General features: G+C 72.0%; 11 protein-coding genes and 1 riboswitch. Of the genes, 5 read left to right on the top strand and 6 right to left on the bottom strand.

All coding sequences use genetic code 11. The features are described 5' to 3' along the window. Positions 1-20: 20 nt before the first annotated feature. From ABZ454_RS13880 to ABZ454_RS13870, 3 genes are all read left to right on the top strand, one after another. On the top strand, positions 21-533 hold the full coding sequence (locus ABZ454_RS13880) for a GNAT family N-acetyltransferase (RefSeq protein WP_359537906.1): 513 nt from the start codon (positions 21-23) through the stop codon (positions 531-533). 59 nt (positions 534-592) lie between these two features. Continuing rightward, a riboswitch (cobalamin riboswitch) is annotated at positions 593-724 on the top strand. A gap of 137 nt (positions 725-861) precedes the next feature. Continuing rightward, on the top strand, positions 862-3,285 hold the full coding sequence (locus tag ABZ454_RS13875; RefSeq protein WP_359537905.1) for a ribonucleoside-diphosphate reductase subunit alpha: 2,424 nt from the start codon (positions 862-864) through the stop codon (positions 3,283-3,285). Further along, on the top strand, positions 3,285-4,301 hold the full coding sequence (locus ABZ454_RS13870) for a ribonucleotide-diphosphate reductase subunit beta (RefSeq protein WP_359537904.1): 1,017 nt from the start codon (positions 3,285-3,287) through the stop codon (positions 4,299-4,301). The genes ABZ454_RS13875 and ABZ454_RS13870 overlap by 1 nt, the downstream gene beginning before the upstream one ends. Before the next feature lie 53 nt (positions 4,302-4,354). Here the strand turns inward: ABZ454_RS13870 and ABZ454_RS13865 are convergent, their stop codons facing one another. Continuing rightward, positions 4,355-4,567 carry a hypothetical protein gene (locus ABZ454_RS13865; protein ID WP_356316847.1) on the bottom strand — a complete coding sequence of 71 codons (213 nt, stop codon included), beginning with the start codon at positions 4,565-4,567 and terminating at the stop codon, positions 4,355-4,357. Positions 4,568-4,648: 81 nt separating this feature from the next. On the opposite strand from ABZ454_RS13865, the gene ABZ454_RS13860 reads away from it, so the two are divergent. Further along, on the top strand, positions 4,649-5,623 hold the full coding sequence (locus ABZ454_RS13860) for a helix-turn-helix domain-containing protein (protein WP_356316845.1): 975 nt from the start codon (positions 4,649-4,651) through the stop codon (positions 5,621-5,623). Positions 5,624-5,727: 104 nt separating this feature from the next. Next, a complete protein-coding gene (locus tag ABZ454_RS13855) occupies positions 5,728-7,635 on the top strand; it encodes a family 20 glycosylhydrolase (protein ID WP_359537903.1) in 1,908 nt (635 codons plus the stop codon). A gap of 53 nt (positions 7,636-7,688) precedes the next feature. On the opposite strand, the gene ABZ454_RS13850 is transcribed toward ABZ454_RS13855, so the two are convergent. The 5 genes from ABZ454_RS13850 to ABZ454_RS13830 form a co-directional block, all read right to left on the bottom strand. Further along, positions 7,689-8,420 (bottom strand): D-Ala-D-Ala carboxypeptidase family metallohydrolase, encoded by a 732-nt coding sequence (locus ABZ454_RS13850; RefSeq protein ID WP_359537902.1) that lies wholly within the window; start codon positions 8,418-8,420, stop codon positions 7,689-7,691. A gap of 162 nt (positions 8,421-8,582) precedes the next feature. Continuing rightward, positions 8,583-9,221: a peptide deformylase gene (gene def / locus ABZ454_RS13845; protein WP_359537901.1), complete on the bottom strand. Its 639-nt coding sequence runs from the start codon at positions 9,219-9,221 to the stop codon at positions 8,583-8,585. Positions 9,222-9,348: 127 nt separating this feature from the next. Then, the gene (locus ABZ454_RS13840) at positions 9,349-10,341 is read right to left on the bottom strand and encodes a hypothetical protein (protein WP_148020640.1); all 993 of its coding nucleotides are present in this window, start codon (positions 10,339-10,341) and stop codon (positions 9,349-9,351) included. A gap of 90 nt (positions 10,342-10,431) precedes the next feature. Further along, complete coding sequence (locus ABZ454_RS13835; protein WP_359537899.1) at positions 10,432-11,724, bottom strand: HD domain-containing protein; 1,293 nt, start codon at positions 11,722-11,724, stop codon at positions 10,432-10,434. Next, positions 11,721-13,106 carry an HD-GYP domain-containing protein gene (locus tag ABZ454_RS13830; protein WP_359537898.1) on the bottom strand — a complete coding sequence of 462 codons (1,386 nt, stop codon included), beginning with the start codon at positions 13,104-13,106 and terminating at the stop codon, positions 11,721-11,723. The genes ABZ454_RS13835 and ABZ454_RS13830 overlap by 4 nt, the downstream gene beginning before the upstream one ends. Between the last annotated feature and the right edge of the window lie 10 nt (positions 13,107-13,116).

The following is a 13,116-nucleotide window of genomic DNA, read 5'->3' as shown; positions in this document are numbered from 1 at the left end:
GGTGCGGCAGACTCCCGTCCATGGACATGACGATCCGCCCCGTCACACCCGCCGAGCACGCGCTCCTCGGCGAGATCACCGCCGAGGCCTATCTCGGCGACGGCCTCCTGGACTACGGCGCCGACGACCCCTATCTGGTGCAGCTGCGCGACGTCCCCCGCAGGGCCGCCGAGGCCGAGGTGCTGGTGGCGGCCGACGCGGCAGGCCGCGTCCTGGGCGGCGTCACCTACGCCGCGCCGGGCAACCCGTGGGCCGACATCGCGACGGCCGACGAGGCCGAGTTCCGGATGCTCGCGGTCTCCCGTGAGGCCCGGGGCGCCGGGGCGGGCGAGGCGCTCGTGCGGGCCTGCATCGACCGCGCACGGGAGACCGCGGGGGTCACGGGGCTCGTCCTGTCCACGCAGCCGGCCATGCGCGGCGCCCATCGGATCTACGGGCGCCTCGGCTTCGTACGGACCCCCGAGAGGGACTGGAATCCGCTCGACGACCTCAAACTGCTGACCTACCGTCTGGAGCTGCGGCCCTTGCGGTGAAAGGGGTACCGCGACCTCGTACGACACAACATGTGGGGGCTGCCGCATCGGGCAGCCCCCACATGTATGCTCATGCTCGCTGTCGCCGCAGGGAAATCCGGTGCGAATCCGGAACTGTCCCGCAACGGTGTGTTCGGTGTGCTTTTGTGCACCCCCGAGTCCGAACTCCTGCCGGCAGCGCGTCCGGTTCGACCGATCCGGATGCCCAGACGTCCGGGCCTCGTGGATGGGCCGGTGGACGCCGCACGGAGCGCTGCCCTGCCGGGTACCGCCCCGCCCGGCTGCCCCCGCTCCCCGAAGGCCCCGAGCCGAGCGAGGGAGAGCACCGGTGACCATCGCGCCAGCCGATCCGGTTTCAGCGGCCGAGTCCGAAGCAGCCGAGCCGGAAACGGCCGGATCCGAAGCCGTCAGCTCCGGCGGACCCGCGAAGGACGGACCGGGGACCGCACTGCTGCGGACCCTGACCGACCTCACCGCCGATCTGCCCGACACCGACCCCGGCCGTGTCGCCGCCGCGGCGCTGCGCGGACGCAGCGCCCGGTCGGACGAGGCCGAGCTGCGCTCGCTGGCCACCGAGGCCGCCGCGGGCCTGATCTCCGAGGACCCCGCCTACTCCCGGCTCGCCGCCCGTCTCCTCACCCGCTCCATCGCGGACGAGGCGGCCGGACAGGGTGCGACGTCGTTCTCCGCGTCCGTCGCCGTCGGGCACCGCGAGGGCCTGATCGCGGACCGCACCGCCGAGTTCGTCACGCTCCACGCGGCCGCCCTGGACGCACTCGTCGGGCGGTCCCTCGCCGACGGCGCCGACCACCGCTTCGGCTACTTCGGCCTGCGCACCCTGCACAGCCGCTACCTGCTGCGCCACCCCACCACCCGGCAGGTCATCGAGACCCCGCAGCACTTCATGCTGCGCGTCGCGGCCGGGCTCGCCGAGGACACCTCCGCGCGCGCCCTGGACGAGGTCGCCGCGCTGTACGGGCTGATGAGCCGGCTCGACTACCTGCCCTCCTCCCCCACGCTCTTCAACTCCGGCACCCGGCACCCGCAGATGTCCTCCTGCTACCTGCTGGACTCCCCGCTGGACGAGCTGGACTCGATCTACGACCGTTACCACCAGGTGGCGCGCCTGTCCAAGCACGCGGGCGGCATCGGTCTCTCGTACTCCCGTATCCGCGCCCGCGGTTCACTGATCCGCGGCACCAACGGGCACTCCAACGGCATCGTCCCGTTCCTGAAGACGCTCGACGCCTCCGTGGCCGCGGTCAACCAGGGCGGCCGGCGCAAGGGCGCCGCCGCCGTCTACCTGGAGACGTGGCACGCGGACATCGAGGAGTTCCTGGAGCTGCGCGACAACACGGGTGAGGACCAGCGGCGTACGCACAACCTCAACCTGGCGCACTGGATCCCGGACGAGTTCATGCGCCGGGTCGACGCGGACGGCACCTGGTCGCTGTTCTCCCCGGCCGACGTGCCCGAGCTCGTCGACCTGTGGGGCGACGCGTTCGACGCCGCCTACCGTGCCGCCGAGGCGAAGGGCCTGGCCCGCAAGACCATGCCGGCCCGGGAGCTCTACGGCCGGATGATGCGGACCCTCGCCCAGACCGGCCAGGGCTGGATGACGTTCAAGGACGCCTCCAACCGCACCGCGAACCAGACCGCCGAGCCGGGCCGCGTCGTGCACTCGTCGAACCTGTGCACGGAGATCCTGGAGGTCACGGACGACGGCGAGACGGCCGTCTGCAACCTCGGCTCTGTCAACCTCGGGGCCTTCGTCGAGGGCGGCTCGATCGACTGGGAGCGCCTGGACGCCACCGTCCGTACGGCCGTGACCTTCCTCGACCGGGTCGTCGACATCAACTTCTACCCGACCGAGCAGGCCGGCCGGTCCAACGCCCGCTGGCGGCCGGTGGGTCTGGGCGCCATGGGCCTGCAGGACGTCTTCTTCCTGCTGCGGCTGCCGTTCGACTCCCCCGAGGCCCGTGCCCTGTCCACGAAGATCTCCGAGCGGATCATGCTCGCCGCCTACGAGGCGTCCTGCGACCTCGCGGAGCGCTCGGGCCCGCTGCCCGCGTGGTCCGAGACGCGTGCCGCCCGCGGTGTGCTGCACCCGGACCACTACGACACCGAGCTGAACTGGCCGGAGCGCTGGGACGCCCTGCGGGCCCGGATCGCGACGACCGGCATGCGCAACTCGCTGCTCCTGGCCATCGCTCCGACGGCGACGATCGCCTCGATCGCGGGGGTGTACGAGTGCATCGAGCCGCAGGTCTCCAACCTCTTCAAGCGCGAGACGCTCAGCGGTGAGTTCCTCCAGGTCAACGCCTACCTGGTGGACGAGCTGAAGAAGCTCGGCGTGTGGGACGCGCGGACCCGTGAGGCGCTGCGCGAGGCGAGCGGCTCGGTGCAGGGCTTCGGGTGGATCCCCGAGGACGTGCGGGCGCTGTACCGCACGGCGTGGGAGATCCCGCAGCGCGGCCTGATCGACATGGCGGCGGCCCGGACGCCGTTCCTCGACCAGAGCCAGTCGCTGAACCTGTTCCTGGAGACGCCGACGATCGGCAAGCTCTCCTCGATGTACGCGTACGCCTGGAAGCAGGGGCTGAAGACCACGTACTACCTGCGCTCCCGCCCGGCGACCCGGATCGCCCGCGCGGCGTCCGCCGCCCCGATCCCCGCGCAGGCGCCCGCGCCCGACGCGGACGCGATCGCCTGCTCCCTGGAGAACCCCGAGTCCTGCGAGGCCTGTCAGTAATGAGCTCCACCGAGAACAAGAACCTGCTGGACCCGGGCTTCGAGCTGACCCTGCGGCCCATGCGCTACCCGGACTTCTACGAGCGCTACCGGGACGCGATCAAGAACACGTGGCACGTCGAGGAGGTCGACCTCCACTCCGACGTGGCGGACCTCGCCAAGATGTCGCCCGCCGAACAGCATCTGATCAGCCGGCTGGTGGCGTTCTTCGCGACCGGTGACTCGATCGTCTCCAACAACCTCGTGCTGACGCTGTACAAGCACATCAACTCCCCCGAGGCGCGGCTGTACCTGTCGCGGCAGCTCTTCGAGGAGGCCGTGCACGTCCAGTTCTACCTGACGCTGCTGGACACCTATCTGCCCGATCCGGACGACCGCGCGGCCGCCTTCGACGCGGTGGAGGAGATTCCGTCGATCCGCGAGAAGGCGCAGTTCTGCTTCCGCTGGATGGACTCGGTCGAGAAGATCGACCGGCTGGAGACGAAGGCCGACCGCCGCCGTTTCCTGCTGAACCTGATCTGCTTCGCGGCGTGCATCGAGGGGCTGTTCTTCTACGGCGCCTTCGCGTACGTGTACTGGTTCCGCTCGCGCGGGCTGCTGCACGGCCTCGCCACGGGCACCAACTGGGTGTTCCGGGACGAGACCATGCACATGAACTTCGCGTTCGAGGTCGTGGACACCGTCCGCAAGGAGGAGCCCGACCTCTTCGACGACGAGCTCCAGCAGCAGGTCACCGACATGCTGAGGGAGGCCGTCGAGGCGGAGCTGCAGTTCGGCCGCGACCTGTGCGGTGACGGGCTGCCCGGGATGAACACCGAGTCGATGCGCCAGTACCTGGAGTGCGTCGCCGACCAGCGGCTCACCCGGCTGGGCTTCCCCGCGGTGTACGGATCGGAGAACCCGTTCTCGTTCATGGAGCTCCAGGGCGTCCAGGAGCTGACGAACTTCTTCGAGCGCCGCCCGTCCGCCTACCAGGTGGCCGTCGAGGGCACGGTCGGCTTCGACGACGACTTCTAGTGCCGCGTCAGTCAGGGTCTGCGCGAACCTCGGCTGCCGCGGGACCAGTCCCTTCAGATCCTCGCCCAGCTCCTGACGTACGGACGCCGTGCGGCCCTCACCGGCCGCGCGGCGTCGGCCGTTTGCGGGGGTTCGGCGCCTCGGCCCCGTTCCGCCTCCCGCAGCTGGCGGTCGATGCGGCGTTCGCGGGCGATGCCGACCAGCGCCGGCAGCAGGAAGAGTGCGAAAACAACGGTTATGCCCAGGTAGTTCAGGAATGTGTTCATGCCTCTACTGTCGTCGGTTCCGGCCGATCGCGGCAGTGGCAGGACTGTCATGGAGCATCGAATTACTGCCACACTGGGGTCATGCTGAAAAATGTCGCCGTCCTGCTGCTCGACGAGGTCAATCCCTTCGAACTCGGCGTCCTGTGCGAGGTGTTCGGGCTCGACCGCAGCGAGGAGGGGCTTCCGGTGCACGATTTCGCCGTGGTGTCCGCCGAGGGCCCGGTGCTCCGGACGCACGCCGGGTTCACCCTCAGCACCCCGCACGGCCTCGACCGCCTGGAGGAGGCCGACCTCATCGCGGTCCCGGCCGGCAGCCACTTCGTGGACCGGGAGTACCCCGAGGAGGTCCTGGAGGCGCTGCGCCGGGCCGTGGACCGCGGGGCCAGGGTGCTGAGCGTCTGCTCGGGGGCGTACGTGCTCGGGGCGGCCGGCCTGCTGGACGGCCGGCGCTGCACGACGCACTGGCGCCACGCCGCCGAGCTGGCCCGCCGCTTCCCACGGGCCGTCGTGGAGCCGGACGTGCTGTACGTGGACGAGGGCCCGGTCATCACGTCGGCGGGCACGGCCGCGGGGATCGACGCCTGTCTGCACCTGGTCCGCCAGGCGTACGGGACCGCCACCGCCAACACCATCGCCCGCCGCATGGTAGTGCCGCCGCACCGTGACGGCGGGCAGGCGCAGTACATCCAGCGCCCGCTGCCCCGTACCCCCTGCGACACGGTCGGTGACACGCTGGCCTGGATGGACCGCCACCTCGACCAGGAGATGACGGTCGAGCAACTGGCCGCCCAGGCACACATGTCCCCGCGCACCTTCGCCCGCCGCTTCCAGCAGGAGACGGGCACCACGCCGTACCGCTGGTTGCTGCGCCAACGGGTGCTGCTGGCCCAGCACCTCTTGGAGACATCCGATGAAACAATGGATACGATCGCCGGACAGACCGGTTTCGGGAACGCCGCCGCACTCCGCCATCAGTTCGTCCGCGCCCTGGGGACCACACCGAACGCGTACCGTCGCACCTTCCGCGGACCGACCGAATTGACCGACGCCGCCTGAGCGCCTCCTAACGTGTCATCGGACCATTCGTCCAACTGATTCGTTCACCTGTCCATGGACCGGGCCCATGCCGGGGGTCCAGGGTCGAGCGCATGGACATCCGGATGGCTAAACGAAGGACCGTCGGGGCCGTGGTGGCCGCGCTCGCCGCCACTCTGCTGCCCCTGCAGAGCGCCTCCGCCGAGAACGCGGCGACCGCCGCGTCACCACCGCCCGAGGTGCTCCCCTCACTGCGGCAGTGGCAGGCCGGCGAGGGGGAGTTCACGCTGACCGACCGGGCCAGGATCGTGCTGGAGGGGGTGCGGGAGCAGCGCACGGCGGCCGACGCGGCACGGTTCGCGGGCGAGCTGGCCGGAAAGGCCGCGGTGTCCCGGGGCGCGGCCCGGTCCGGCGATGTCGTGCTGCGCCAGGACCCGTCCCTGAAGGGCTCGCTGGGCGCGGAGGGCTACCGCCTCGACGTCGGCGACCGCGTCACGGTCACGGCCGCGACCTCCGCGGGCGTCTTCTACGGTTCCCGCACGGTGCTCCAGCTGCTGAACGACGACGGCCGGGCCGCGCGCGGTTCGGCGACCGACGTGCCGGCCTACCGCGAGCGCGGGGTCGGGGTGTGCGCCTGTTACATCAACGTCTCGCTGCCCTGGTTCGAGCGGCTGATGAAGGACATGGCCTCCCAGAAGCTCAACCAGCTCTGGATCGAGGCGAAGGTCAGGAGCGACACCGACCCGGAGTCGGCGTTCTGGGGCTACTACACGAAGCCGCAGGTGCGCGCCCTGGTCGCGATGGCGAAGAAGTACCACATCGACCTGGTGCCGGAGATCAACTCCCCCGGCCACATGGACACCTATCTGGAGAACCACCCGGAACTCCAGCTCAAGGACAAGGACGGCGTCGCCTCGCCGCCCCGGCTGGACATCTCGCGCCCCGAGGCGCTGGCGTACTACACCTCGATGGTCGACGAGGCCCTGGAGGTGTGGGACACCCGCACCTGGCACATGGGCGCCGACGAGTACATGCTCGGCTCCTCGTACCCGAACTATCCGCAGCTGCAGTCGGCCGCCACGGCGAAGTTCGGCGCCTCGGCCACTCCCGACGACCTCTTCGTCGACTTCATCAACCAGGTCGGCGCCCATGTGAAGGCCGGCGGCCGGTCCCTGCGGATCTGGAACGACGGCCTGGCCGGCCGCAACGGCGTCGTCCCCCTCGACCGTGACATCACCGTCGAGCACTGGCTCGGCGGCGGCGCCATCCAGCAGCCGTCCGCGCTGCTGGCCGAGGGCCGGCCGGTGATGAACTCCGCGTACGCGCTCTACCTGGTGCGTGGCGGCTACACGATGAAGACCCAGCAGCTGTACGAGAGCGACTGGACCCCCCTGCGGTTCGAGGGCCAGACGCTGCCGGCCACGGCGGCGAACCTGACCGGCGCGAAGATCAGCCTGTGGCCGGACAGTGCGGCGGCCGAGACCGAGAACGAGGTCGAGGCGAAGGTCTTCATGCCGCTGCGCTTCATCGCGCAGGCGACCTGGGGCGGCCCCAAGCCCAGCGGGACGTACGCCGGTTTCGAGGCCCTGGCCCGCCGGATCGGCCACGCCCCCGGCTGGGAGAACACCGACCGCACCCCCCTGGCCGACGGCACGTACCGGCTGACCGCGGGCGCGAAGGCGCTGACGCCCGGCGCGGACGCCGGGGTGTCGCTGACCAAGGGCGACAAGGCGGCCTGGACGCTGACGGCGACCGCCGACGGCTATTACACCGTGAAGTCCGCACAGGGCGGCCTGTGCCTGGACGTGGTGCGCGGGAAGAGGTACCTGGGCGCTCCGCTGGAGGTGGGGGCCGAGCTGTCGCTCGGGGCCTGCTCGGCGGGCGCGCGCACGCAGCGCTGGCAGGTGGACGCCGGAGCCGGTGCGCTGGTCCTGCGCAACGCCGTCTCGCAGCTCCGTCTGACGGAGCGGTCCTCCGACGGCGCCGCTGTGCAGACGACGGGCGGGACGCGTCTGACGGCGAAGGCCGCCTGACCGCCTGACCGGACAGGTGGGGCCCGCCGGTACCGGCGGGCCCCACTCGCGTGTCAGATGCCGCAGTTGGGCGCCGACCAGAAGTGGCTGGGGCCCTGGTTCACGTGGACGTGGTCGTTGTGGTCCGGGTAGCCCGGGCCGAGGATCCCGTTGAACCCGTGGTTGCGGGCCTGCTGGGCCAGGGTGCAGAAGGCGATCCCGCCGAGGTCGGCCGCGTCGCCGTACAGGTGACGGCTGTTCGACGCACCGCCGGCCGCACTGTTGCAGGCCGTGGAACGGAAGCCGCTGTTGACGGTGATGGGGCGGTCACCGAGCGCGTGGCGCAGCGCCTCCAGCTTCCACATGGTGCTCAGCGCGTTGGCCTTGGCCGTGCCCGCCGCCACGGCGCCGCCCGCCCAGGTGGTGTTGCAGTGGTTGAGCTCGGCGTACGTGAAGTGGACGGGCGTGCAGTCGTTGTCCTGGAGGGCGTAGAGCTTGGACTGGGTGGCGGGGCCCGCGATGCCGTCGGCGGCCAGTCCGTAGGCGGCCTGGAAGCGCTTGACGGCGGCGGTGGTGGCCGGCCCGTAGGAGCCGTCGACGGCGAGCACGGAGTTGTACCCGGGGTATCCGGCGACGCGGATCTGAAGCTGGACGACGTCGTTGCCGGTGGCGCCCGGGGACAGGGTGCGGGTCCAGGTGTAGCAGCCGTCGGCCTGTGCGGTGCCGGCGGTCACCACCGCCCCGCCCCAGGCGAATGCCATGGTCATGACAAGGCCGAGCAGGAGGCGTGCGGAACGTCTGAGCATGGGGGGCTCCCTACCACGGTGAAGGTGTGGAGCGACAGCCTGGCCGACGAGTCGACGCGCGTCAACTATGCGTCGGAGAACGCGAGTTGACGATACGGGGACGCCACGGGGCCCGGCCCCGGTGTACCGGGACGGGCCCCTCGCGGAGCGCGCGCGGCCTGATCAGTCGTTCGGGACGACCTCGTAGCGCGGGGTGTTCTCCGCCATCTGACGCAGCGCGTCCTTGCGGTCGCGCTTGGAGAGGCGGTCGATGTACAGGTAGCCGTACAGGTGGTCCGTCTCGTGCTGGAGGCAGCGGGCGAAGTAGCCGTTGCCCCGGACCTTGACCGGGTTGCCCTTGGCGTCCTGGCCGCGCACCACCGCGTAGTCCGGGCGGGCCAGCGAGGCGTACGCCGTCGGGACCGAGAGGCAGCCCTCGTTGGAGTCGTCCAGGACGCGCTCTTCGGGCGGCAGCTCGTCGAGCACCGGGTTGCAGATGACGCCCGTGTGCCGGACCCCGTCGTCGTCCGGGCAGTCGTAGACGAAGACCTTGAGGTCGACCCCGATCTGGTTGGCGGCCAGCCCCACGCCCTCCGCCGTCCGCTGGCTGGCGAACATGTCGTCGATCAGCTGGGCCAGCTCGTCGTCGAACGCGGTGACGTCCTTGCACTCCTTGTGCAGGACCGGGTTGCCCACGACCGTGATCGGGCGCGAGGTGCCGCGCTCGCGGTGTGCCGCCTCACGCGCCTCACAGTCCTCGGTGTCGACCAGGAAACCTTCCTCGTCCACGCTGATCTGCTCGTCCGTCTCCTGCTGCGCCATGTCCGCCGTACGCCTTCCTCACAACCTGAAACCCGGGATCCGCGGCTCGCGAGGACCCGGGCGCCCGAGCACCGGAATCGGTGCGCGTACAGCCTACGGGCACCCGTCGGCGAACTTCCTCGAGACGTCAGCAGACTTCTTCGAGATCCCGCCACTCGCGGCTGTCCGGACTGTCCGCCACCCAGCCGTCGAGCAGCCCCCGGACCAGCCCCGCGGGGGCCGCGAGTCCGCACTCGCGCTCCGGCACCCAGAGCTCGCCGGCGGTGCGGTGGCCCAGCGGGCCGGGATGGCCCGGCTCGCTGTGGTCGTGCGGGTCGAGGTGCTCCCCGTCGCCCTCGTCGCTCTCCATCCGGCTCTCCGAACAGGCCCGGCACAGCAGCCGGACGGACGACGACCAGTCCTCGGCGGCGAAGCCGGCGTCGGACGCCAGCTGCTCCAGCGCGTCCCGGTCCGCCTCGGTGGCCGCCTCCAGGAGCACCACCCAGGTGGGGACGGGGGACGGGGCCCACAGCTCGATCTCGTCGAACACCGGGTACGAGGGCCCGGCCGCGGTGATCCGCTCGCCGTGCGGCACCCCGTCGTGCAGGACGACCTCGCCCCAGCGCCGCCCGGACGACGGCAACGGGATCGACAGCACTTCGATCCGCGCCGGATCCAGCCGGCGGCCCCAGACGACCTCGGCCTCGCCCTCGGGCGACAGCCGCACGGCGGCGCTGCCCAGCTCCATGCCGACCGGCTCGCTGCCCGACGCCGGAGTCTGCTGCCCGCCGCCGGGCACCTTCAGCCCGTACGCCTGCCAGGCCCGGCGGGCCAGCGGCCAGTCCTGGAGCGCGGTGGCGGCGATCCCCACGTTCCACCAGTCCGGGGCGCCGGACTCCTTGTCGAGCAGCGCGACGGCCCGCAGGCCCGCGGCTCTCGCCTGTTCCCAGTCGTGCCGGAACTTGTGCAGCAGCGCCAGGTTGAACCACGACTCGGAGAGCCAGGGCTCCAGGTCCGCCGCACGCGTCAGCAGTGCGCCCGCGTCCTCGTACCGGCCGTCGCCGATCAGCGTGAACGCGCGGTCCGTGGCCTGCCGCCAAGAGGCGGAGGGCCGATGCCGTACCTTCCCGAAGATCCTCACGATTCCCGCCTGTCCCGACTGGACACCCACGTTTTCCACTCTCTTCGCATCCAACCATGCCCGGCCGGACGCCCGCTCATTACCCATGGGTTACCCAGGTGGGACGGGGGCCAGACCGCCCCGGGCCAGAACCCGGGCGAGCGATTCCACGACCTGGGGCTGGTAATCGCGGCCGGTCCCGAGCCTGAGCTGTTCCAGTGCGCCGAGCGGCCCGCTGAGACCTTCCCCGCACAGGTCGTCGTATGCGTTGACCGCCCGGACGATCCTGGCGGACAACGGCTGCTCGCGGTAGGGGTCGGCCTGCCGCTCCACGACGACGGCTACCTCGGTGTCCACCCCGGTCTGGCGGACCACCGCGCCGCCCAGCAGGGCGATCCGCCGCTGCTCGGCGGCCGGCAGGGAGGCGGTCGCCCCGTCCGGCACCGGGTCGACGAGGGAGAGCTGGCCGATGTCGTGCATCAGCGCCGCGTACTCCAGGACGGTGAGCTCGGGCCCGGACAGACCCATCTCGCGCCCGACGGCCGTGCAGAGCGCCGCCACCCTGCGGGCGTGACCGTGCGGGGTGTAGCCGGCGATCTCGGTGGACCGGGCGAGCGAGGCGATGGTCTGCCGGTAGGTGGTGCGCACGGCGGCGAACCGGCGGAAGGACACCTGGGTGAGCAGCAGCGGTACGCACAGGACGGGCAGCGCCCACAGCCCGGCGACGGCGACCCCGAGCGCCATCAAGGCACCGGTCGCGCAGACCGCCGGTCCGATGCCCCGCAGCGCCCGCAGCTCGTCACGCAGCAGTGGCCCGTACGGGACGGGGGTGGCGCCCGCCGCACGGAGCCCGCGGGGCAGCGTGGGGGCCCGCAGCAGCAGGGCGCCCAGCACGGCGTCGCACAGGGCGGTGAGCCCGAGCAGCACGAGCAGGAAGGCCGCGTAGTACGGGCCGTCGCCGAACCAGCTCTCGGACCGGCCGGAGTTGTACAGCGGCTGGAAGCAGACGGCCGCGAAGGCGACGGTCAGGACGCGGCGGGCCACCTGGTCGGGGCCGGGCCCGCTGCCGCGCGCGACATGGGGCACCGAGGCGACGAGCTGCGCCGCGACGAGCACGGCGATCACCTGGAACACCCCGTGGCTGGTGGGCTCCCCGCCGCTGCGCCCGAGCAGGGCGTACGCGAGTGCTCCGGCGGCGCCGAGCGGCGCGGGTTCCCGCTCCTGGGGCAGGGCGCCCCAGCGGGCCAGCTCACCGATGGTGATGAGGACCCCGAAGGCGAGGGCGTGACCGGGTTCGTGGACGCCGTCCCGCAGGGTGTGCCCGAGCGCGGCGGCGGTGAGCGTCAGGGCGGCACCGCGCACGGCCAGGACGACGGGCGGGAGCCGTACCCACCGCGGGCTCACCGGCGCCGGTCCGCCGCCCCGGACGCCGGCGCCGGCGCCGGCACACCCCCGGCCCGCGGCACCGGCACGGGGCCCGCCTCGTCCGCCGTCACGGGCGTCGCCGACGCCGACCACCCGTGCCGTTCCAGGCCCCGCGCCAGCGCCCGTACCATCCGGGGGTCGAACTGGGTGCCGGCACAGCGCTTGAGCTCCTCCACGGCGGCCGGCACCGGGCGCCCCGGCCGGTAGGAGCGGGTCGAGGTCATCGCGTCGAACGCGTCGGCGACGGCGACGACGCGGGCGAACTCGGGGATCCGGCGGCCGGACAGTCCGTACGGGTAGCCGCTGCCGTCGAGCCGTTCGTGGTGGTGCAGGATCGCGGCCCGCGCCTCACCGAGGAAGCCGATGCCGCGGACGATCTCGTGGCCGTACTCCGGGTGCAGCTCGATCACCCGGCGTTCCTCCGGCGTCAGCGGCCCGTCCTTGCGCAGCACCCGGGTCGGCACCCCGAGCTTGCCGATGTCGTGGAGGATCCCGGCGAACCGCAGCACCTCGACGCGCTCCCGCTCCATGCCCAGCTCCTGGGCGATGAGCACGGATGCGTGCCCCACCCGCTCGCTGTGCCCCCGGGTGTAGGCGTCCTTGATGTCGACGGCCTGCACCAGGGCCCTGATCGTGGCGCGGTGCGCGGCGTGCTCGCGGTGGTACTGGGCGAAGACCCAGCAGGAGATGTACATCGGCAGCAGGACGAAGAGCGCGGCCAGCGGCCCGTACGAGCTGTTCCACAGGATCGCCATCATCAGTCCGGCCAGGCCGTGCACCAGGTGCGGCCCCACGGAACGCGGCAGCAGCCCGCTCCAGGCGCGTCGCAGGGGCAGTTGTTCGGCCGCGGCGAGGATGGACCCGTCCAGGGCGGTCAGGACGAGGCTGAAGACCAGGGCGGCGGCGCAGCCGGGCAGCAGGGCGTACGGGAGGTCGGGCAGCCGGTCCGGTCCGGGGCCGCCGAGCGCGGCGGGACCGCCGAGCAGGGCGTGTACGGACGAGGTCGCCCAGACGGTGACGGGCAGCCGGGCCGCCCGCCAGATCCGGCGCGCGAGGGCGGGCGGCTTCTCGACCCGGCCGACGAGCGAGCCCGGGACCGCGACCAGCGCGGCCGCCGGGGGCGGCAGCAGGAACGCCGCGGCGAGCAGCAGGGGGAAGAACGATCCGGCGCCGATCGGCACCGAGCTGCCGAAGAAGGGGCAGCGGCCGGGCAGTTCACAGACGAGGTAGAGCCCGGCGAGCAGTCCGAGGGTGGTCCACGGGGTGCCCGCGCCGGGACGCAGCGCGGGCAGGACACACAGGGCGGCGCCGAGCGCGACGGCCAGGATGTGCGCCCGCGCCGCGCCGCGTGTGGCTCTCACCCGTTCCGCC

This window comes from Streptomyces sp. NPDC005803 (assembly GCF_040630435.1).
In the GTDB taxonomy this organism is placed as follows: domain Bacteria; phylum Actinomycetota; class Actinomycetes; order Streptomycetales; family Streptomycetaceae; genus Streptomyces.
This window is presented reverse-complemented; position numbering and strand designations above follow the sequence as displayed.